General features: G+C 43.1%; 18 protein-coding genes. 11 read left to right on the top strand and 7 right to left on the bottom strand.

All coding sequences use genetic code 11. The features are described 5' to 3' along the window. Positions 1 to 98 precede the first annotated feature (98 nt). Both HCZ91_RS11420 and HCZ91_RS11415 read left to right on the top strand, forming a co-directional pair. Positions 99 to 584 (top strand): winged helix-turn-helix domain-containing protein, encoded by a 486-nt coding sequence (locus HCZ91_RS11420; protein ID WP_101211932.1) that lies wholly within the window; start codon positions 99 to 101, stop codon positions 582 to 584. Continuing rightward, the gene (locus HCZ91_RS11415) at positions 581 to 1,135 is read left to right on the top strand and encodes an IS630 family transposase (RefSeq protein ID WP_179799522.1); all 555 of its coding nucleotides are present in this window, start codon (positions 581 to 583) and stop codon (positions 1,133 to 1,135) included. The genes HCZ91_RS11420 and HCZ91_RS11415 overlap by 4 nt, the downstream gene beginning before the upstream one ends. 248 nt (positions 1,136 to 1,383) lie before the next feature. Here HCZ91_RS11415 and HCZ91_RS11410 read toward each other — a convergent pair whose 3' ends face one another. The 3 genes from HCZ91_RS11410 to HCZ91_RS11400 all read right to left on the bottom strand — a co-directional run bounded on the left by HCZ91_RS11410 (position 1,384) and on the right by HCZ91_RS11400 (position 4,769). Beyond that, positions 1,384 to 2,748 carry a hypothetical protein gene (locus HCZ91_RS11410; protein WP_179799488.1) on the bottom strand — a complete coding sequence of 455 codons (1,365 nt, stop codon included), beginning with the start codon at positions 2,746 to 2,748 and terminating at the stop codon, positions 1,384 to 1,386. Between the two features lie 54 nt (positions 2,749 to 2,802). After that, positions 2,803 to 3,621, bottom strand: a complete 819-nt coding sequence (locus HCZ91_RS11405) for a DUF72 domain-containing protein (RefSeq protein WP_179799487.1) — start codon at positions 3,619 to 3,621, stop codon at positions 2,803 to 2,805. A gap of 71 nt (positions 3,622 to 3,692) precedes the next feature. Further along, entirely contained in the window at positions 3,693 to 4,769 is a 1,077-nt protein-coding gene (locus HCZ91_RS11400) for a polyprenyl synthetase family protein (protein ID WP_179799486.1), read from the bottom strand. Between the two features lie 866 nt (positions 4,770 to 5,635). Here HCZ91_RS11400 and fadB point away from each other — a divergent pair. The 4 genes from fadB to HCZ91_RS11380 all read left to right on the top strand — a co-directional run bounded on the left by fadB (position 5,636) and on the right by HCZ91_RS11380 (position 10,923). Next, positions 5,636 to 7,795: a fatty acid oxidation complex subunit alpha FadB gene (gene fadB / locus HCZ91_RS11395; protein WP_179799485.1), complete on the top strand. Its 2,160-nt coding sequence runs from the start codon at positions 5,636 to 5,638 to the stop codon at positions 7,793 to 7,795. A gap of 230 nt (positions 7,796 to 8,025) precedes the next feature. Then, positions 8,026 to 9,198, top strand: a complete 1,173-nt coding sequence (fadA, locus tag HCZ91_RS11390; RefSeq protein ID WP_179799484.1) for an acetyl-CoA C-acyltransferase FadA — start codon at positions 8,026 to 8,028, stop codon at positions 9,196 to 9,198. A 285-nt stretch (positions 9,199 to 9,483) separates the two neighbouring features. Next, positions 9,484 to 10,059 carry an isochorismatase family protein gene (locus HCZ91_RS11385; protein ID WP_101205330.1) on the top strand — a complete coding sequence of 192 codons (576 nt, stop codon included), beginning with the start codon at positions 9,484 to 9,486 and terminating at the stop codon, positions 10,057 to 10,059. A 234-nt stretch (positions 10,060 to 10,293) separates the two neighbouring features. Next, entirely contained in the window at positions 10,294 to 10,923 is a 630-nt protein-coding gene (locus tag HCZ91_RS11380) for an HD domain-containing protein (protein ID WP_179799483.1), read from the top strand. A gap of 96 nt (positions 10,924 to 11,019) precedes the next feature. On the opposite strand, the gene asd is transcribed toward HCZ91_RS11380, so the two are convergent. Further along, positions 11,020 to 11,853 carry an archaetidylserine decarboxylase gene (asd, locus tag HCZ91_RS11375; RefSeq protein ID WP_179799482.1) on the bottom strand — a complete coding sequence of 278 codons (834 nt, stop codon included), beginning with the start codon at positions 11,851 to 11,853 and terminating at the stop codon, positions 11,020 to 11,022. A gap of 113 nt (positions 11,854 to 11,966) precedes the next feature. On the opposite strand from asd, the gene dtd reads away from it, so the two are divergent. The 3 genes from dtd (at position 11,967) to phoR (ending at position 14,386) form a co-directional block, all read left to right on the top strand. After that, positions 11,967 to 12,419, top strand: coding sequence for a D-aminoacyl-tRNA deacylase (gene dtd, locus HCZ91_RS11370; RefSeq protein ID WP_179799481.1), 453 nt, complete (start codon positions 11,967 to 11,969; stop codon positions 12,417 to 12,419). 112 nt (positions 12,420 to 12,531) lie between these two features. After that, positions 12,532 to 13,236: a phosphate regulon transcriptional regulator PhoB gene (gene phoB / locus HCZ91_RS11365; protein ID WP_057761786.1), complete on the top strand. Its 705-nt coding sequence runs from the start codon at positions 12,532 to 12,534 to the stop codon at positions 13,234 to 13,236. Between the two features lie 58 nt (positions 13,237 to 13,294). Beyond that, a complete protein-coding gene (gene phoR / locus HCZ91_RS11360) occupies positions 13,295 to 14,386 on the top strand; it encodes a phosphate regulon sensor histidine kinase PhoR (protein WP_179799480.1) in 1,092 nt (363 codons plus the stop codon). 107 nt (positions 14,387 to 14,493) lie between these two features. Here the strand turns inward: phoR and HCZ91_RS11355 are convergent, their stop codons facing one another. Further along, positions 14,494 to 15,084: a M23 family metallopeptidase gene (locus tag HCZ91_RS11355; RefSeq protein ID WP_101205360.1), complete on the bottom strand. Its 591-nt coding sequence runs from the start codon at positions 15,082 to 15,084 to the stop codon at positions 14,494 to 14,496. A gap of 197 nt (positions 15,085 to 15,281) precedes the next feature. On the opposite strand from HCZ91_RS11355, the gene HCZ91_RS11350 reads away from it, so the two are divergent. After that, positions 15,282 to 16,004 carry a DUF3820 family protein gene (locus HCZ91_RS11350; protein ID WP_179799479.1) on the top strand — a complete coding sequence of 241 codons (723 nt, stop codon included), beginning with the start codon at positions 15,282 to 15,284 and terminating at the stop codon, positions 16,002 to 16,004. Positions 16,005 to 16,052: 48 nt separating this feature from the next. On the opposite strand, the gene HCZ91_RS11345 is transcribed toward HCZ91_RS11350, so the two are convergent. Continuing rightward, complete coding sequence (locus HCZ91_RS11345; RefSeq protein ID WP_346342196.1) at positions 16,053 to 16,898, bottom strand: alpha/beta fold hydrolase; 846 nt, start codon at positions 16,896 to 16,898, stop codon at positions 16,053 to 16,055. Positions 16,899 to 17,321: 423 nt separating this feature from the next. On the opposite strand from HCZ91_RS11345, the gene HCZ91_RS11340 reads away from it, so the two are divergent. Further along, positions 17,322 to 18,005, top strand: coding sequence for a TIGR00730 family Rossman fold protein (locus HCZ91_RS11340; protein ID WP_057761780.1), 684 nt, complete (start codon positions 17,322 to 17,324; stop codon positions 18,003 to 18,005). Between the two features lie 131 nt (positions 18,006 to 18,136). Here the strand turns inward: HCZ91_RS11340 and HCZ91_RS11335 are convergent, their stop codons facing one another. After that, the gene (locus HCZ91_RS11335) at positions 18,137 to 19,756 is read right to left on the bottom strand and encodes an FAD-dependent oxidoreductase (protein WP_179799477.1); all 1,620 of its coding nucleotides are present in this window, start codon (positions 19,754 to 19,756) and stop codon (positions 18,137 to 18,139) included. Between the last annotated feature and the right edge of the window lie 234 nt (positions 19,757 to 19,990).

Here is a 19,990-nt window from a genome sequence, read left to right as displayed (position 1 = left end):
ATAAGTGAATATCAGTACGCTTATATTGCGTTTTGACTGATATTTTTTGATTCATAGGATTATAATACCAAACCCAAAATATATAGTATAATCCACTTATGACTATACCAATCCATAACCTAGAAGAGCATGACTTTGGCAAACACTCAAAGACCGAGAGTAACCCCAGAGCCCGCCTACGCCTGCTTATCTTATACCAATATAGTATAGGCAAAGCCACTAACGATATTGCCAAAGATCTTTGTATTCACCCTCAAACTGCCAGGCGTACCTTGAAACGATATCATGAACGAGGACTTGAGAGTCTCTATGATCGTCATCGCAAAGGTCGGCATAGTAAACTGGCAGAAGCAGACACAGACGCTTTTAAAGCCATGATAGTCTCTGAACAAGACAAGCGAGCTGGCGGTCGTTTGACCGGTAAAGATATTCAGCAATTGGCTAAAGAACATTACAACGCCCACTATACCGTCAATGGTATCTACGAGCTGCTTAAACGTATTGATATGAGTTGGATAAGTGCTCGTAGTCAGCATCCAAAAGCAGACCCACAAGCTCAAGACGCTTTTAAAAAAACTTTATAGCACAGGTTGAGGCGTCCCTACCTACTGAGGTAAGCCTAGATCACGTAGATATATGGTTCCAAGATGAAACTCGAATAGGACAACAAGGGTCATTGACCAGAGTTTGGCATTACCGCGGTGAGCGACCTCGACTGATCAAGCAGCAGCAGTTTAATTCCGCTTATCTGTTTGGTGCCTTTTGTCCAGCGACAGCAGAGGCGGTAGGTTTAGTATTGCCTTCAGTCAATAAACATACAATGTTATTGCATATGCTTGAGATTAGTAAAGCCGTACCAAAAGGACGCCATGCGGTCGTAGTGATGGACGGTGCATTGTGGCATCAACCAAGCTTGAATCAGGGCAATGTCACTATGCTTAGATTACCGCCTTACTCACCTGAGCTTAATCCCTCTGAAAGAATATGGCAGTACCTTAAGCAAAATGAGCTATCTAATCGTTGTTATGAAAGTTATGAGGCTATTGTCGATGCTGCTTGCTTGGCTTGGAATAATCTGCTTAAACAGCCACAGAGGTTTCGGTCTTTAACTACTCGTACTTGGGCGCAACTTTAATTATTGGGATTGGTATAAGTTACCAGTGTGCAAGACGAATAAGTAGAGCGATTCTGTATGCTTGTTTTTAGATAAGTTTATCTATTGTGTCTATGCAGATGTAAAGCATAAAGGTTAAGAGGTTAGCGTTGAAAGGGAGTTTTTAGCTATTGAGGGTTTGGATAAGAAAAGGACACGGTGAGGTGTCCTTTTTTAGTTTGATATATAAGTTTGAGCTATCATGTCTTTAAACCATAATTGCAAGCTGACTATGAATCAAGGTCGAAAAGCTGTTCATGAACTAAATTATTAAAGTCTTCATCACTATGTCCAAGCTCCTTGTAATTAGCCTTAGCTGCTACCTTATCGTATTGAAGATAATCAATAGAAGCCTTCCTTATTTTGGGAATTGAAGAAAACTTTGAACTTTTCAAGGACTGAGCAGCCCATGCACCCCATTCTGCTGCCTTCATTATGTTAGCAACGAGCAAGAAAGCTTGTTCTTCTGTTAATGATTCAGATAAATAGCTGTCAATATCAGATACATTTCTTGAAAAATTATTTGCTATATTATAATCACCTGACCCCGCCTGAATATATGCTTCTTCTAAATAAAGTTTTGTTATTTCTTTATTACCTGACATGTGTGATATGAAGCTAATACTGAAAATGTTTTTCTGAAAAAGTTCAGTCAATTGATCTTTAAAATGGTTAATCACGAATTTTTCGCCACAGCTTTCTAGTATAGAGCTCAACACCATAGATGGATGAGAGAGTTCAGAGTCATTATAAGTTAGATCTAAGTTCTTTATTTTTTCGGAGATAACAGATCTCAATCTATCGTAAGTAACTGGTTCTAAGTTCAATAACAGAGAACCGTTAACTGATACTATTTGTAATATAAGTCCTGAGCATTTTGAGTCTGAACATTTAGATTCTATAACATATTTTTTCAAGCAGCTTGACAGTTGATCATCTTTTAAATGGGCGAGTCCATTTAAGAAAAAGCCGGAATTTTTATTAAGATCAGAGTTAGAGTTTAAATATTTATCTAAAAGTTTATTAACAAGATATGGAAATGTTTCCTGATGAATATTTAGTATTTCCTTTTTGACGATATCAGCTATTTTGCTTACGCTACTTGATGGGAAAAAATGCTGATCATCTAAACGAGCTAAAATATTGTCTACTAACTGAGTAGTGGTAAGTATAGGCTTAGATAAAAAGCGATTTATAGATTCATAGAATACAAATCTAGCTTCTTCTGCTGAGGCACTGTGTCCAGATGGATGAGCCGATTTATTCCTAAGCTGCCGAAGAATATTAAGAAAACTAGTGTCTAGCTTGGGAATTAATGAGTTTGAAGCTAGTTGCTCAATTAAGTAGTTCTCATAAACGTCTTGTTCATGAATTTTATTTTGAGCTTCATCATATATTCTTTTTGCTTTTTTATTTACTTTACCAAGCTCACCGAGTTTCTTAACAATATCATCAAAAAGAGCTAAATATGTTAGTACAATACAAGCTCTATATGCATTAGCCATATAACAAGACATAGCTTCTTTCATGTAGTCTTTAACTTGATTATCTTCGATGCTACTTATCAATTCTTCCATATCGTGTAAATGGGGCATTTTTTCTCAATCCTTAGACTAATGTTTCAACTATATATTGTTGTATTGTTAGGCCTATAGCACCTCAAACCCAAACTGACTCAACGCTTCTCGCAGCATCGCAATATTATAATAAGCGTGTGCATTGACGGTATTTTGAAAGAAAATATAGAGCGTATCAAAGTGCTGACGCTGATTAGCAATCGCTTGCGCCCAGTCCTGCATCTCAGCTTCGCTATAGCGATAATCATGGCGATCGGCCGCACTCATCGCATCCCACCAGTTTAGGTTATTGCCATGCATCCGAAGATAGCCAGTGCGTTCAGTGAATATCAACCGTGACGGCGGTAATCCGCTGACCTTAGGGTAATCAACACTACACCAAATGAGTCCTTGCCGCCGAAAGCTATCGACCACTTGCGGTGTGTGCCAGCCGTTATGACGAAACTCAACGGCGAGTGGATAGTCTTGAAACCAACTGACAAGCTCTGCCAGATAGAGACGATGCTCGCGAGTACGATCAAAGCCGTGTGGGAACTGGAGTAATAATGGCGCTAGAGCATTTGCTTCGATAAGCGGAGATAAGGCGTTTAGAAATGCTTGTGCGTGTTCGGCAGTGCCTTTACGTGCATGAGTAAAGTCTTGATGCAGTTTGACGGCGAACTTTAACTGGCTGTCGGCTTGTACATAAGCTTTATCAACAATACCTGCAAAGGCTTTTTGCCCGATAGGTGCGTAAAAGCTGCTGTTGATCTCGACCGCCCCGTATTGCTTGGCATACTCACGTAAGAAGTCTGTCTTCTTGGTGCCAGTAGGATACAGCGTACCGAGTAGGTCGGTATCGCTATAGCCACCAGTGCCAAGGTAAATACGCGGGGTAGGGGAACTGTCCATGTTGACCACTCACTGCCGTTTTGGGTAATAAAGTTTGCTACGATATCTGTTTTCAGCTGCTATTCGACAAGCTAATTTTTACGCGACCAGAGCCACTCAATTAATGCCAATAGTGCGTCGTTGTCTGTGTCAATGTTGTCGGTACTACTGTTCAAATCACCATTACTCATTTCGCGCATAATAGCAGCGCGCCCATCATTAAACAGCGATTGCGCATAGCTGGTCGCTTCATCGACGCCCATTAGTTTTACATAGGTAGATTTGTCTAGTTTTTCATCGCTACCCGCAGGCTTACCAAGCGTATCAGTCGTCATCGTGACGTCTAGCACATCGTCTTGGACTTGAAACGCTAGACCGATATGTTGCGCGCATTCTTGCAATGCCATGCGCTGCGGGGCAGTTGCACCAGCACAGACGCCGCCCATGAGCATCGCCGCTTCAATCAATGCCCCTGTCTTGTCACGGTGGATGGCTTCCAAATCATTCTGCGCGATACTGATGCTGGCTTCGGCATTGAGATCTAGCATTTGACCCGACACCATGCGTCTGGCGCGCGGCGCAAATATTGCCATGAGCTGACTTGCGATATTTGCATTAAATGGCGAAAAAGTTGGCATCTCTGCGGTTAATACTTCAAATGCTAGCGTTTGCAATACATCTCCTGCCAGCAGAGCCGTTGCTTCATCAAAGGCTATATGCGCGGTCGGCTGCCCACGGCGCAGCTCATCATCGTCCATACACGGCAAATCATCATGCACCAACGAATAGGTATGCAATAGCTCTACTGCCAATGCGGCACGGCGCGACATATCATAGTCTGAGTCGTTTTCTAGTAGCGCGTCCAGATCAGTATCGAGAGTGTCGATATCATCATTAAGCTCGTCTGTACGTTCATTATTACTGCTATTAATACTGGCAAAAGCGCTGGCAACCATCAGTGGGCGTACCAGTTTGCCTTGACCCGTCATGACATAACGGCAGGCATCTACTAGCGGGCTAGGAAGCTTGGCATAATCAAACAACACCTCAATATCTTGCGCCAATTGCTCGCGCACAGCACCATGAAACTGCTCAGTGCTTTGAAAAGAGACAAAGTTAGAAGGGATAACGCCAGTAGAGGTAGTGCTAGAAGTAAAGGAAACAGTCATAATCCAACCATTTATCAGGGATACAGTAAAACTTATTAGGGATAAGATAAAAACGCTATTAGTGTAGCATGATAGGTCTTATCGCTTATGTGACACACGGTATCAATTGATTGTTTTTTGCGTTTTTCTACCGAAGTTTATTTAAAAACAGTGCAATCTTAGCTGCAATATAACGACAAGATTTCGTTACCGATGGATGATGTCACTCTCTGGTTGAATATGTTCTGATAAAAGAGCAAGCTAGGCTGGCACGTTCATCTTATTACCGTAGAAAAATGGTACTAAATACTAGCACTGACCAAGTAGCATCGATCAATTGGCACTTATTAAGTAGCGCTAACGGACTATCATTCTAAAGATATCGTGCATTGAGCCAACAACACGAAATAAATCTAAATTAACAATTCAGTATACATTTATTCACTAAAACACTTTTAGCGCAAGGTAAATGCTTGCAAGTGATTTAAGAGTGACTTGCGAGTATGGTATTAGCTTGTGACAGTTAGGGGCATAATCCCCTACACTAATTGACGTGAAAATGGTCTGATGATGACCCTACTGGGTTTTTTCTCAGGATGTTCAATCGTCGATACCGAGTGTTAGACCAAGTCTCAGTCAATATTTTGAACATCAGTACCTGCAACAGCAGTATATAAATGAAGCGTCATATGATGTCATGCAAGAGACGCAAAATACGTGCATCATGATGAACGCTGGATAATAAAGACATCTTCACTTGTGAGCTGGTTATATGTTTGTCTTTATAACATGACAAGCGCACAGTGCTATTACCCATTTTACTAACAGTAACTGGCTATTTATTTTAATTCAAAACGTAGCTTTCGTTATATAGAAAGGAGTTTCAAATGGTATACCAAGGAAATCGCATCACGGTGACAATGCTAGAGGATGGCATCGCCAACATGCAGTACAACGCCGAAAATGAGAGCGTGAACAAATTTGATGCCGAAACCAACAAGCAGTTTGGTGAAGCAGTTAGTGCGTTAGAAAAAGCCGACAACGTAAAAGGTCTTATCGTTACTTCAGCCAAAGGCGTGTTTATCGCTGGTGCTGATATCACAGAATTCGTCGGTTCTTTCAAAAAATCAGAAAGCGAGATCAAAGATTGGGTCGTTCATGTTAATGACGCTTTCAATCGTTTTGAAGACCTACCATTCCCTAAAGTTGCGGCTATCAATGGCGCGGCAATGGGCGGCGGTTGTGAAATGACTTTGGTTTGTGAATACCGTGTCATGAGTGACAAAGCCATCATCGGTTTGCCAGAAACTCAGCTAGGTATCTTCCCAGGTTTCGGCGGTACAGTTCGTAGTACGCGTATCATCGGTATCGATAACGCACTTGAGCTGATCGCGACTGGTAGCCCAAAGAAAGCATTGGCAGCATTAAAACTAGGCTTGGTTGATGCGACGGTTCCTGCTGATGACTTGCAAGATGCAGCAATTGACCTAGTCAAAAAATGTATCTCAGGTGAGCTTGATTGGAAAGCAAAACGTGAAGAGAAATTGGCTCCAGTTAAGCTAAACCAGCTTGAGCAAGCGATGGCGTTCAACAGTGCCAAAGGTGCTATTTTCGCTAAAGCCAATCCTAAGCAATACCCAGCACCAGCAATCGCTATCGAAACGATTGAAAAGCACGTTAATTTATCACGTGACAAAGCAATCGAAGTAGAAGCGGCTGGTTTTGCAAAAGCGGCTAAAACCCCACAAGCAGAAAGCTTGGTTGGTTTGTTCTTAAACGATCAATTAGTTAAAAAGTTAGCAAAACAGCATAGCAAACAAGCACATGACATCAACGAAGCCGCTGTACTAGGCGCTGGTATCATGGGTGGCGGTATTGCTTATCAAGCAGCCAGCAAAGGCTTGCCAATCATCATGAAAGATATCAAGTCTGAGCAATTAGACCTTGGTATGGGCGAAGCAAGCAAACTGCTTGGCAAAATGGTAGAACGCGGCAAGATGACCCCAGCAAAAATGGGTGAAACCTTAAGCCGTATCCGTCCTACTTTGAACTATGGTGATTTTGCTGAAACTGACATCGTTATCGAAGCGGTCGTAGAAAATCCAAACGTGAAGCGTGCGGTACTTAAAGAAGTAGAAGGTCTAGTAAAAGACGATTGTATCCTAGCGTCAAACACCTCGACCATCTCTATTACGTTCCTAGCAGAAGCGCTTGAGCGTCCAGAAAACTTCGTTGGTATGCATTTCTTCAACCCAGTACATCGTATGCCATTGGTAGAAGTTATCCGCGGTGAGAAATCATCTGAAGAAGCCATCGCGACTACGGTTGCCCTTGCTTCTAAAATGGGTAAAGTGCCAGTAGTAGTTAACGACTGCCCAGGTTTCCTCGTAAACCGTGTATTGTTCCCATACTTTGGCGCGTTTGACTTGCTACTGAAGCAAGGTGCTGATTTTGCTCATGTCGATAAAGTTATGGAAAAATTCGGCTGGCCAATGGGTCCTGCATACCTAATCGACGTAGTTGGTCTAGATACGGGCGTACATGGCGCAGCAGTGATGGCAGATGGTTTCCCAGATCGTATGAAGCCTGATTATAAAGGTGCGATTCAGTATCTATATGAGAACGAGCGTCTAGGTCAGAAAAACGGTGTTGGTTTCTATAAGTATGAAATGGACAAGCGCGGCAAGCCAAAGAAAGTTGCTGATGAAGCCACTTATGAGCTGCTAAAAACCACAACAGACAGTGAAAAACAAGAGTTTGATGATCAAGCGATCATCGACCGCACTATGTTAGCCTTCTGTAATGAAACAGTACGCTGCTTAGAAGACAACATCGTGAGTACGCCAAGCGAGGCCGATATGGCGATGATTATGGGCGTAGGTTTCCCTCCATTCCGTGGTGGCCCATGCCGTTATATCGACCAAATGGGTCTAGATAACTACTTGGCACTATGTGAAAAATACGCACATCTTGGCAAAGCTTATGAAGCGCCACAAAAGATTCGCGACATGGCAGCCGCAGGCGAGACTTTTTACGCAACAGCGTAATAGTCAGTCATTACTAGGATGAAGTGCAGTACGTTTGCTATTTTGCATGAAAGCAATTGAGACATGAATCGTCTCCAATAGCGAACGTACGATCATAGTTGATTCAGTTTAAGACTATTACGAGTAAATCAAGCGCAAATGTACCTATTGTACTTTGAGTGGGATTAACAAGGTAATAGTCGTAAATTGGGTTGACTACACTGACAATAAAAATTGAAAAGGAATATGGTATGACAACTTTAAGTCCAAAAGATGTGGTCATCGTAGATGGCGTACGCTCGGCAATGGGCAAAACCAAAAACGGTATGTTCCGTCATGTACGTGCTGACAGCATGTCAGCGGAACTAGTACGTGCGCTAGTAGAACGTAATGACTTTGATACCAATGATATCGAAGACATTATCTGGGGTTGTGTCAACCAGACGCTAGAGCAAGGCTTGAACATCGGTCGTAACATCGGTTTGCTAGCTGGTATCCCAAAAACTGCTGGTGGCCAAACGGTTAATCGTCTATGTGGTTCTTCTATGCAGGCGCTACATACTGCTGCTGCACAAATCATGACCAACCAAGGTGATGTATTCATCATCGGCGGTGTTGAGCATATGGGTCACGTAGGCATGATGCACGGTGTTGATTTAAACCCTGCTGCTTCTAAGCATTATGCAAAAGCGTCAAACATGATGGGCTTGACTGCTGAAATGCTAGGTCGTATGAACAACATCACGCGCGAAGAGCAAGACGCGTTTGGTCTTGAGTCACATCGCCGCGCATGGGCTGCAACGGTAGAGGGTCGTTTTGACAATGAAATCATCGGTATCGAAGGTCATGATGCTGCTGGTCGTCTGCAACTATGTACGGTTGATGAAGTGATTCGTCCAGATGCAACGATGGAGCAAATGCAAAAGCTACGTCCAGCGTTTGATCCAAAAGGCGGTACAGTAACAGCGGCAACGTCATCTGCATTATCTGACGGTGCGTCAGCAATGCTAGTAATGAGCGCACAAAAAGCCAAAGATCTAGGTCTAAAGCCACGTGCTCGTATTCGTAGTATGGCTGTGGCTGGTTGTGATGCCGCTATTATGGGTTATGGTCCTGTACCTGCTACCCAAAAAGCATTGAAGCGTGCTGGCATGAGCATCGATGACATGCAAACCATCGAGCTAAACGAAGCATTTGCTGCTCAAGGTCTATCGGTATTAAAAGGTCTGAACCTATCTGACAAGCAAGACATCGTTAACATCAACGGTGGTGCCATTGCTCTAGGTCATCCACTAGGATGTTCGGGCGCTCGTATCACAGTGACATTGCTAAACGCAATGGAGCAGTCAGATACTGAAATCGGTCTAGCGACAATGTGTATTGGTCTTGGCCAAGGTATTGCTACTATTATCGAGCGTGTTTAATCTTATTTATATAAACAAGATTATTTGAACACTTAATAAATAGCTACTCGCTAACGAAAAACCTCTAGTCATAACGGCTGGAGGTTTTTTTATAGGTTAAATTAATGGTTGGTAAGCTAATAAAACACGGATTCAAAAAACACAGTATTACAGCGATTAAAAATTATCTCCATTGACGCATTCATGAAACTATGACTAAATAAGAGAAACATGAACCATGGCACTGTTTATGATAATTCTAAAATAGTTTTTAGTTGCAACTGTCAGCCGTACAAGGAGTGTACTATGTCTACTATGATTAATGATCGCACCTATCGAATCGCTCGTGAGAATACCCAAGCGATGATTGTCGATGTGCAAGAACGCTTAACGCCGCATATCTATGACCACGAAAATATCGTCAAAAAAACCGTTACCTTGATTAAAGGGCTGCAAGCGCTCAATATTCCAATCATGCTCAATGAACAATATAAAAAGGGCTTGGGCGATACCTTACCAGAGCTGCGCGACGTACTTGAAGGAGATAATGCCAAGAGCTTTGAAAAGGTTACTTTTAGTGCCTGTGATAATAATGATTCATGGCACCATCTAGCGCAGCAGAACCGTAGTACTGTTCTGCTTTTTGGTGCTGAGGCTCATGTCTGTATTATGCAGACGGCCCTGGATTTATTGGATAATGGTATGCAGCCTGTCATCATTGGCGACGCGGTGGGATCTCGTTTTCCTTATGATAAAAAGCAAGCAATTCGTCGTATTCGCCGTGCGGGCGGGGTAATCAGTACTGTCGAATCAATCTTATTTGAGCTGTGCCGTAGCAGCGAAGATCCTGCGTTTAAAACCATTATTAATTTGATCAAGTAGGTGGCTAATATCTAGGTGCTTAAAGGCTTGGATAAATGTCAATTTAACCATTTATCTTCTAATTTATAATAGATAGCGCTTGGTAAAATAAGCGCTATTTTTTTGGTAACGGTAATAGTCTTTTAACCATTGTTAGATATCAAACTAACTATAATATCTTGAACAATGAAATTTAAAATCGCCAGAACTCATAAATATTTAAAACCAATAACTAGAGAAAACCAGAGAAAATCAATGTCGCAAGCCAGCTCTATATCACTCACTAATTCCAAATCTACTTCACATATCGACATCGACGATGTCACTCATTTCTTATTGGAGTTAGATGCGCTCAAACGCGTGAATCGCCGTAGCTATGTGACACAGACCTCTCGTAAAGAAAACTCTGCCGAACATTCTTGGCATTTAGCGATGGCCTGTTGGTCGATTGCTGAATTATTTGCGCTAGACGTCAATCATGAAAAATTGCTGAAGATGGCATTGGTTCATGATTTGGGTGAGATTGATGCGGGCGATACTTTTTTGTATGCCGATACCCGTACTGATGCACACGTCGAAGAGCGTGCAGGCATTGCCAGATTGCAACGTGAGCGAGGCAATGGCATTAGTGATTTGAGTAAGGTTTGGGAAGCGCAGGAAACAGGAAGTAGCAAAGAAAGTCAGTTACTCAGAGTGGTCGACCGCTTATTGCCGTTTTTGCTCAATCTAAATACCAACGGTAAAACGTGGATTGAGCTTGGCGTTACGCGCTCGCAAGTGGCAGGTGCGCATGCATTTATCAAAGACAGCTTTCCTCCTATTCATGATTGGCTCTCACATAATATTGAGTATGCAACTCAGCAAGGCTGGCTGATTGATGCGTAAATCTGCATAAGTAGCAGGCATAAAAAAGCCCAATTAAGCATGATAATTTACGCTTAACTGGGCTGATACTTTAAGTGCTTTTATACAAGCATGTTATTAAGCGTTTGCCATTCCTAGCAATTGACCCATTTGCACGACGCTATTGGCTTGCATACCATCTAGCCAGTCAGCCTTTGCTGCTTTTGGTAATACTACGATAGCCGTTGAGCCTAGATAGAAGCGTCCGAGCTCTTCGCCTGCTGCAAACTGCATGTCATGATCAGACTCGAATATGTCGTCAGTACGAGCAATCTTGCCTGTCGCGACGGTTTCGATACCAGCGACAATCATAGCACCAACCATCACGACAGCTGCTTTGCCGTACTTGGTATCAAACATACAGACCAGACGTTCATTACGTGCAAACAAGTCCGGCACGTTAGCCGCCGTAGTATTGTTGACCGAAAACAGTGTACCAGGTACATAGCGAGTCTTGGTCAATGTGCCAGTAAACGGCATATGCACACGGTGATAATTGCTAGGTGCTAAGTAGATAGTTGCAAAACTACCATCAGCGAAATAACTGCCATCTTCACTATCAGCAAGCAATTGGCCGACATCATAGTGACGGCCTTTGGCTTGTAGTAGTTTATGGTCTTCGATTTGTCCTAGCTGAGAAATAATACCGTCCGCAGGACTCACGATGCCGTTTACAGTAGCGTCGATGGTACGAGCGTCTTCTTTTAACTCACGGGTAAAAAAGTCATTAAAACTTTCATAAGCGTTAAGGCTTTGGCGCTCGTACTCGTCTAAGCTGATATTATAAGCTTTGGCAAAGCTACGGATAAAGGTGCGTTTGACATAAGGGTGACGGCTGGCGGCCAAACGTCCAGCGACTTTACTGAGCTTTTGCTGCGGCACAAGCTGTTGTAAGGTGGTAAATACATTCATAATAAGGCTACCAAAATAAGGTGTAATGTAAGAAATAATAGTTAAGTTAATGACGGTATTTTATCATGGACAGCATATTATTGTATGGCCATAATCTGTTAAGGAATTAGTAAATGAAAGCACTCATACAACGGGTGAAGCAGGCTAGTGTGGTCGTCGATCAGCAGTGTATTGGTGAGATTGGGCATGGGGTATTGGCATATATTGGCTTAGGGCATGAAGACGATTTTGCCGCTGCACAGCGTATGATTGACAAAATATTGACCTATCGCGTTTTTGAAAATGACGATGATCCTGCTAAATTTGGTAAACTGGATAAAAACGTTCAGCAGGTTGCTGGTGGGCTATTATTAGTTTCACAATTTACCTTGATGGCAAAAACAGACAAAGGTCGCCGACCAGACTTCGGTGGTGCGATGGCACCTGCTGCGGCGCAAGCGCTATTTGAACAACTGGTCGATTATGCCAAAACTAAGCACCCAAATGTGGCAACTGGTCAGTTTGGTGCTGATATGCAAGTGTCGAGCGTCAATGATGGGCCGCTCAATTTTTTACTAGAAATCTGATTTTAGAGTGTCATCAAGCTGTCATAATTAATCCGTTTAATAGGTAGAGACTGGTGAGTATATATCGCCTTTTTACATGCTAGATTTTGTCCGCTAACACCGAGAATGTCCTATGTATAATGAGCAAATTTTGATTGTGGAAGATGAGCCTGCGATTCGTGAAATGGTTGTCATGACGCTAGAAATGGCTGGGTTTGATAGCTTGCAAGCGGCTGACGTGTCAGAGGCGCATCAGCAAGTGGTCGATCATAGACCGTCACTGATACTGTTAGACTGGATGTTGCCGGGTGACAAGAGCGGTGTGGATTTTTGTCGTATGCTTAAAAACGACGAGCTACTCTCTGAAATACCAGTCATTATGCTAACGGCAAAAAGTGAAGAAGACAGTAAAGTTCATGGTTTAGATGCAGGCGCAGATGATTATATGACCAAGCCTTTTTCGACTCGTGAGCTGATTTCTAGAATCAAAGCCGTACTACGCCGCAGTAGTGCTATGAGTAGCGATAAACCTATCGAAATTGGACAGTTAAGTTTAGATACCAAGAGTCAGCGCGTGACAGCTGCAGGTAAAATCGTTGATGTTGGGCCTACAGAGTATCGCCTATTAGCATTTTTTATGAGTCACCCTGAGCGCGCCTATACACGAACGCAGCTGCTCGATCAGGTATGGGGCGGCAATGTATATATCGAAGACCGAACCATTGATGTGCATATCAAACGTCTACGTAAATTACTACGACCTTATGACTGTGATACATTGATACAGACAGTACGTGGAACAGGCTACCGATTTTCTAGCCTGATTGAGCCAAGTTAATCTTGTACAAATAATGCCGCAGCAATATAAAGGCCGCGGATAGTGGTAAGGATAAAAAATGGACAAGATAGCGCCAGCACAGAGTGAGCAATCAGCTCTATTAGAGCAAATATCTACTCAAAGTACAGCGGAGCAACTCAAAAAAATCGGCAGTGCACTACGAGCCTTGCGCGATGCAGTGATTTTGCTCAACAATCATGATGGACTAGAATGGTGGAATCAGGCGGCACAAGACTTATTGCTGCTACAGCCAGAAGATAAAGGTCAAAATATTTTTGACTTTATTACTATACCTGAGTTCCGCCAGTATTATGAAGGTACAACGATACCTAACGACGGCGTCCATATAGAATCATGGCGAGATCCTAGTCGCTACTTAAAGTGTGAACTGACCCCTTTCGGTGATGAAAAACTGCTGTTTGTATATGATGTGACCCGCTTGCGGCACTTAGAGCAAATGCGTCAGGATTTTGTCGCAAATGTCTCGCATGAGCTTAGAACACCATTGACGGTAATGATGGGCTACCTAGAAAATTTCTCCGATCAGCCAGATATGCCGCCGCAATGGCGTCGCGGTTTTGAGCTGATGACCCAGCAAACAGCCCGTATGAACAGAATTGTGAACGATTTACTGCTACTGTCTAAGATTGAAATCGAAGAGTCACACGAGCTGCATTACATAGATATGACTAAGCTACTGACCAATATCTACGACGATGCACAGGCTTACAACCAAGCGTACAAACACATCATTCATTTGCATATAGATACGTACGATGGGCTGTACGGGTCAGAGATGTACTTGAATAGTGCGCTATCCAATTTGGTAATCAATGCAATCAAATATACGCCAAAGGGCGGTAATATCACTATCAGCTGGACAAGGACGTCTGATGGCTGCCGTTTCGCGGTCGAAGATGATGGGATCGGTATTGCGTCAGAGCATATCGCCCGTTTGACAGAGCGTTTCTATCGTATCGACAAAGGTCGTAGCCGTGCAACAGGTGGTACGGGGTTGGGATTAGCGATTGTAAAACACGTACTGCACCAGCACGAAGCGCAATTGCAAATCGATTCAGTAGAAGGGGAAGGATCGACATTTAGTGTGGTATTTCCCTCAAATTACGTCAGATCCGTCACAGCCAATTAATATGACTTCTAGTCTGTATTAGCGTTGTTTTTTCGGCTTAAGTTTTTTGATTAATCTAAACCTATCATTATTTCAAATTAGGTTAACGACATACTTTTCTGTGTTCGTTAATCCTTTTGCAAAAGCGGATAAGGATTGACCGCACTGCCATTAATATAGATACCATAATGGACATGTGTTGGTGTTCCTTTTGCATTACCGCTATCACCCACATAACCTATTACATCGCCCTGATTGACCCAGTCATTGGGAGAGATGTCAGCATAGTCTTCTAAGTGGGCATAGTAATGTCCTGCGCCACCAGGTCCTACCACCACAACCACGCGTCCACCCAATGTGTTCTCACCAACCTTGCTTACTACGCCTTGCGTGGTCGACTGTACGGGAGTGTTGCGCGGCGCAAAGATATCGATACCTTCGTGGGAGCGGCCTTGACTACGTGCCGCGCCCCAAGTGTCTGTCAGGTTTCGTTCTGGTAGTGGACTGGGTAAGCTGTTTTCTGTCGGCAGTTCTTGTTGCAATAGACTCAATTGCTGCCATTTGGCAACCACAAATGACTGCGTTTGTTGACTGATACTGGGTAGTAGCTTATCAAAGACAAATAACAGTGCTAGCAATACGATAGCCTTAATCAATAGGCTTATTAAACGACTAAAAAAAGAAGGTCTGGGAGGCTGGTTATTTCCATCTGCTAGCATTGATGTCTCATATATATTTGATGTCATTTGAGTTTTGATTATAAAAGCTTCGTCTAACAACGTATGTATCGCATTGTTATCTATCGTTTTTACCCCCATAGATATTCTTATGGTTAAGAATATAGACAGCAAATATAGTTTTATCTACTTAACATTTCTGCTGAGCATAGACAGTTGCTACTGATGGTTAATACTTTATGAATGATGCTTTTAAGCCTACTGATATTTCTGCCACGCGCGAAACAGCGCTGGTTATCGATACTGAAACAGATCAGGGCAGTGATCCTAGACCTATCCAAGTTGCTACTATCAATGTAGCAACTGGCTTTGAATGGATGAAATACTTTAACAGTGGTCGATCTATCTCACCCATTGTCATAAAGGTGCATGGTATTACCGATGATGATGTGGCTGGACTTGAGCGCTTTGAGTTGGAGCAGTTTGAATTACCAGAGTACTTGATTGGTCATAACGTACGTTTTGATTGGCGAGTGATTGGCAGTCCTTCTGCTAAGCTGATTTGTACAGTGAGACTTGCGCGGGTAGCTTTTCCAGAATGGCGCGCTTACGGTCAGTCTAAGTGTATCGAGCAGTTATTGGGCAAGGGTGAAGCGAGTGCAATGACGATTGCCGCTCATGACGCGCTTGGCGATGCTCGAATGTGCTATTTGCTGTATCAGGCATGCTGCGAGCGTCTAGAGATTGCGCCGACAGACTTTGCAGCGGCACATGCTATCTCTAATAAAGCGACCCCTGTGAGCAAAATGCCGTTTGGTAAACATAAAGGCAAACCTATCAAAGATGTGCCTATCAGCTATGTTAAATGGATGATAGGCAATATTCATAATATGCAGCCGTCGCTGTATTCGGCACTGACTAAACGCTTACAAATGGAAGAGGCAGAAAACGCAAAAAAGTAATCTAAGTTATTACGTAGCCAATATATAAGGGGCTACGTGACGATAAAATTATGGTTGGTCGTGCAACCATGTCACCGCCATCTGCCATAGCTGCGGCGCTTTGATATTGGTCTTACTGCTAAAATAGCGCATATGACCGATATGATTTAGACCAAAATCCTCAGGGTCCAAGAAACGCTTTTCTACGGGCATCTTTGTAAATACCCTTATCATATCGTCCATGTTTTCACTGTTGGCGATATCGTCATCGCTAAAGCCAAGCCACAATGCCGGCATGCTGAGCTCATCATAGAAATGCGTGTGTATGCTTTTGCCAAATGCGGTTTTGATATAGCCCGCGCCATTGCACCATTCACGCCATTGACGAGCCACGCCGCGTGGCAGCGGCTCACCCATACCGATTTTATCTGACGGCGTATAGCCCAGTGTTAAATTAGTGAATGGAATAAACGCATCCATAAAACCCATGGCTTTGAGTTTATAGGGCATGCCCATATTTTTGATACGCCCTGACGAGCAAGCGACATTGAACACTGAGCCAATCGCCTGATAGTTGGGCATCAGGCCAATGAGCTGACCACCCGCGCTATGACCGATGAGGTGATAAGAGGCATCAGGAAACTCATCTTGTAAAGCATCAAGTACAGCTGGCATGTCATGGCGACCCCAACTGATCAAGGAAGCGCTACATTTTGCCAGTTCGGTCGATAGTGACTCACCGATTCCTTCATTATCAAAGGTCAGCACTCCAAAGCCGCTTTCTGCTAGGTAGGTCGCAAAATTATGATAAAAGTGACGCTTAATACCTGTGGCAGGTGCCATCATGACGGCTTTTTTTGTTGCATCTTTAGGGCGATAGACCGTGGCTACCAATGCTTGGTTGCGATCGGTCATGATGCTTAATGAGTAAGTATCAATATTGCTCGCGTCATTCGTATTGCTTTTACTAGTGAGATTGCTATTAACCACAGAGCTTGATAGCTCGGCAGTAGGAGAGGTGTTGTGATTATCCATGGGTATACCTTAGTATTTTTATTAGTAGATAATGAATATCGAACTATGATGAACAATAAATGCGCATCTTGAAAGTGTAGTCGTTGCGTAGTGATAAATCGTTGTGACTATGTGGTAGCATTGCTTATGTTAAGATAAATACTGGCAAGACAGTTGCTCAAATATGACTTCCAAGTTTCGTATAGCTTGGCTGAGTTTGTCTTATGAATCATGTGCATGACAATATAAATGATAGGTGTCGGTATGCAGCCTTCACTAATAACAAGCACTCAATAAAAACTGACAGGTAATTAAGGAAGCTATATGCAAATGAAAATCAACGATGATACTTATGACGTAATCACAAGCAAAGACATTACAAACATTGAAAAAGCAGTCGACAAGTCTGCCCTATCAATGCCGCTCGTGGCTGTGTATTGCGGTTCACGCTTGGGCAATGGTGACGTGTATGAACAGGCGGCACGCGAGCTCGGCAGTGCATTAGCAAATAATGGCATGGGACTAGTATATGGTGGCGCTAGTATCGGTCTAATGGGCGCAGTTGCGGATGAAGTAATTAATGGCGGCGCGCAAGCAGTGGGCGTGATTCCAACCTTTATGCTCAAGCACGAAATTGCTCACGAGCAGCTGACTCGCTTGCATTTGACTGACACTATGCACACGCGTAAGACCGTCATGGCAGAGTATGCCGATGCCTTTATCACGCTACCGGGCGGGCTAGGAACGTTAGAAGAGATTATGGAAATTGCTACGTGGCGTCAATTGTACCAGCACGAAAAACCAATGATTATTCTAAATATCAATGGCTTTTATGACCGTATGATTGAGCATTTGAAATATACCACTGAGCAAGGCTTTATGAAGCAGGAAGATTTAGATCGTCTAGTGGTGTGCAATACCATCAGCGAAGCGATCGATATGCTACAAACAGTAGTGACCATAGATGATGCTGTGGATACGGAGAAAATGGCTGGTAGTAATAGTTAAGCCTTATAGCTATTCATACACAGTAAATGCTTAAATATTAAAAGCTATTGCAAAAAAGGAGCAGATAACCAAATCTCGGTTACTTGCTCCTTTGTCATATGTATTAACAACCTATCAGCGAATCATGCCTATTAGGCATCAGCAGGCGTGAGATCTTCCAATGCTACTTCACGAATGCTATGATTGACATGAGCCATCGCTATCGGGAATCCACGCTGCTCAGCGAGCTCACGTGCAACCTCATCGACAGCGAGGCTATCATTATGGACAAGGTACGACCACTCATGAGCATAGCGACTACGATTTAGAGGTGTATCGTTCTCTATCAAGCCTAGATCTGTTAGTTCATTAACGATTTGATCAGCGGCAATCAAGGTTGAAGATGCTTTGACGTTTTCTGCACGGGCATAGCGTATATTAGAGTACAAGCTCACGTCAGCGACTCGCAGCGTATCATCCTGTCCAGGAATCTGCTGCCCACCGTATAGCGCGTTACCAACAGTACGTGCGCTGTTGAATGTTGGTACAAACTCCGCCACATACTCAATCGCTTGCTGACTACGTGCCTGTAGGGGTGCTTTATCCCAACCGTCTTCAATATAATGCACGTATTGCTGCGGTAGTTTGGGCTGCGCACTGTCTTCACTTGATGCGACAAGACCATCATCAAACAGAGTAATGGCTTTACTCATACCGTGAATCTGAAAATATCCACCAGGGTAGGGAGTAAGCTGCGCCATGCCTTCTGGCGTTCCTCGTTGACCATAAACGATGATCTCTGGTATCTGTCCACCAGCATCGCCCCAATGAGTCACATAAGACGATTTGAACTCGACCATACGTGTTACTTCGACACCAACCATATCGTCGATGACACCTGTACGAAATCCGCAAGCGTTGACTAAATAATCAACTTCGATAGACTCAGGCTGAGAGGCGTGTTCTTGATTATGGATTTGTTGATAGTCGATACGCCATTTAGTGACATGATGGTCAGCGTTGGTACAGTTCTCACAATCTACTGGTACGACTTTTTGCACAGCAGTTTCGGTAAATACGTGCGCATTATCGTATTCTTCAAGTGCAAGTTTGGCAGAAGCGGCTAAACGAAAAATGTTCCAACCATATTCTTGGACAACAATTAACGGAAATTTAACTTTGTTTAAATCCAAGTATCTAGCGACTGGAATCATCCATTCATCAATCGTACTTGGTACAGCGACTTGCTCACGTTCAGACAGCTCAATCAATTGCTCATGGCTGTAGAGTTGATAGTAATCTTCAGGCTCACCCAATACCTTATTATTAGTATCTTGCTCGATCAATTCTTGATAAGCATCGGTCAAAATGTCTAAACGCGGTAGTAAATCTTCAGGCAGTCCTTCGTCACGTGTCGGTACAGCAAACACAGTAGGACGGACGTCAATAGTGTGCGGATACAAACGCAAAATATCGATACATTGCTTAAGCAGCGCTACGCAATCTTCGTCCGGTATTTCACGGTACAAGTTACCACCTGCATGCAAATGACACATAGGTGGTCCATCAATGAGAGATTTTTTCTTTTCAAATAAGTAGGTCTCTAATCCTAACGCAGCAAGTCGAATCGCAATCGTCGATCCCGCAGTACCGCCGCCCAAAATGCCAACGCGCTTTTTAGGTTGAGTGTTTTGTGCCCCATAAGTTAACACCCCAGAATGAGCATCACGATTAAAGGATTGAGCGTAATTTTTATCAAAAGACTGAGTCATTGTCGTCGTTGTATCCTTAATAGCATCTGTATTAGGCCGTACTCGGTATATTTATTCAATGTTCTATATTTCTTGATATGCGTGCGAAGGTAATTAAGTTCAACACACAAATCTGAACTTCAATAGTCATCTTTTCTATTGTTTAGCCATTCTTCATCTCTATAGGTTTATTTTACGAAGAACTACAGGCAATATGATGGGAAATACGTAAGAAGATGCATGAGTTTTGTCAAC

Origin of the sequence: Psychrobacter sp. BI730 (assembly GCF_013414195.1) — a bacterium.
GTDB lineage: Bacteria > Pseudomonadota > Gammaproteobacteria > Pseudomonadales > Moraxellaceae > Psychrobacter.
This window is presented reverse-complemented; position numbering and strand designations above follow the sequence as displayed.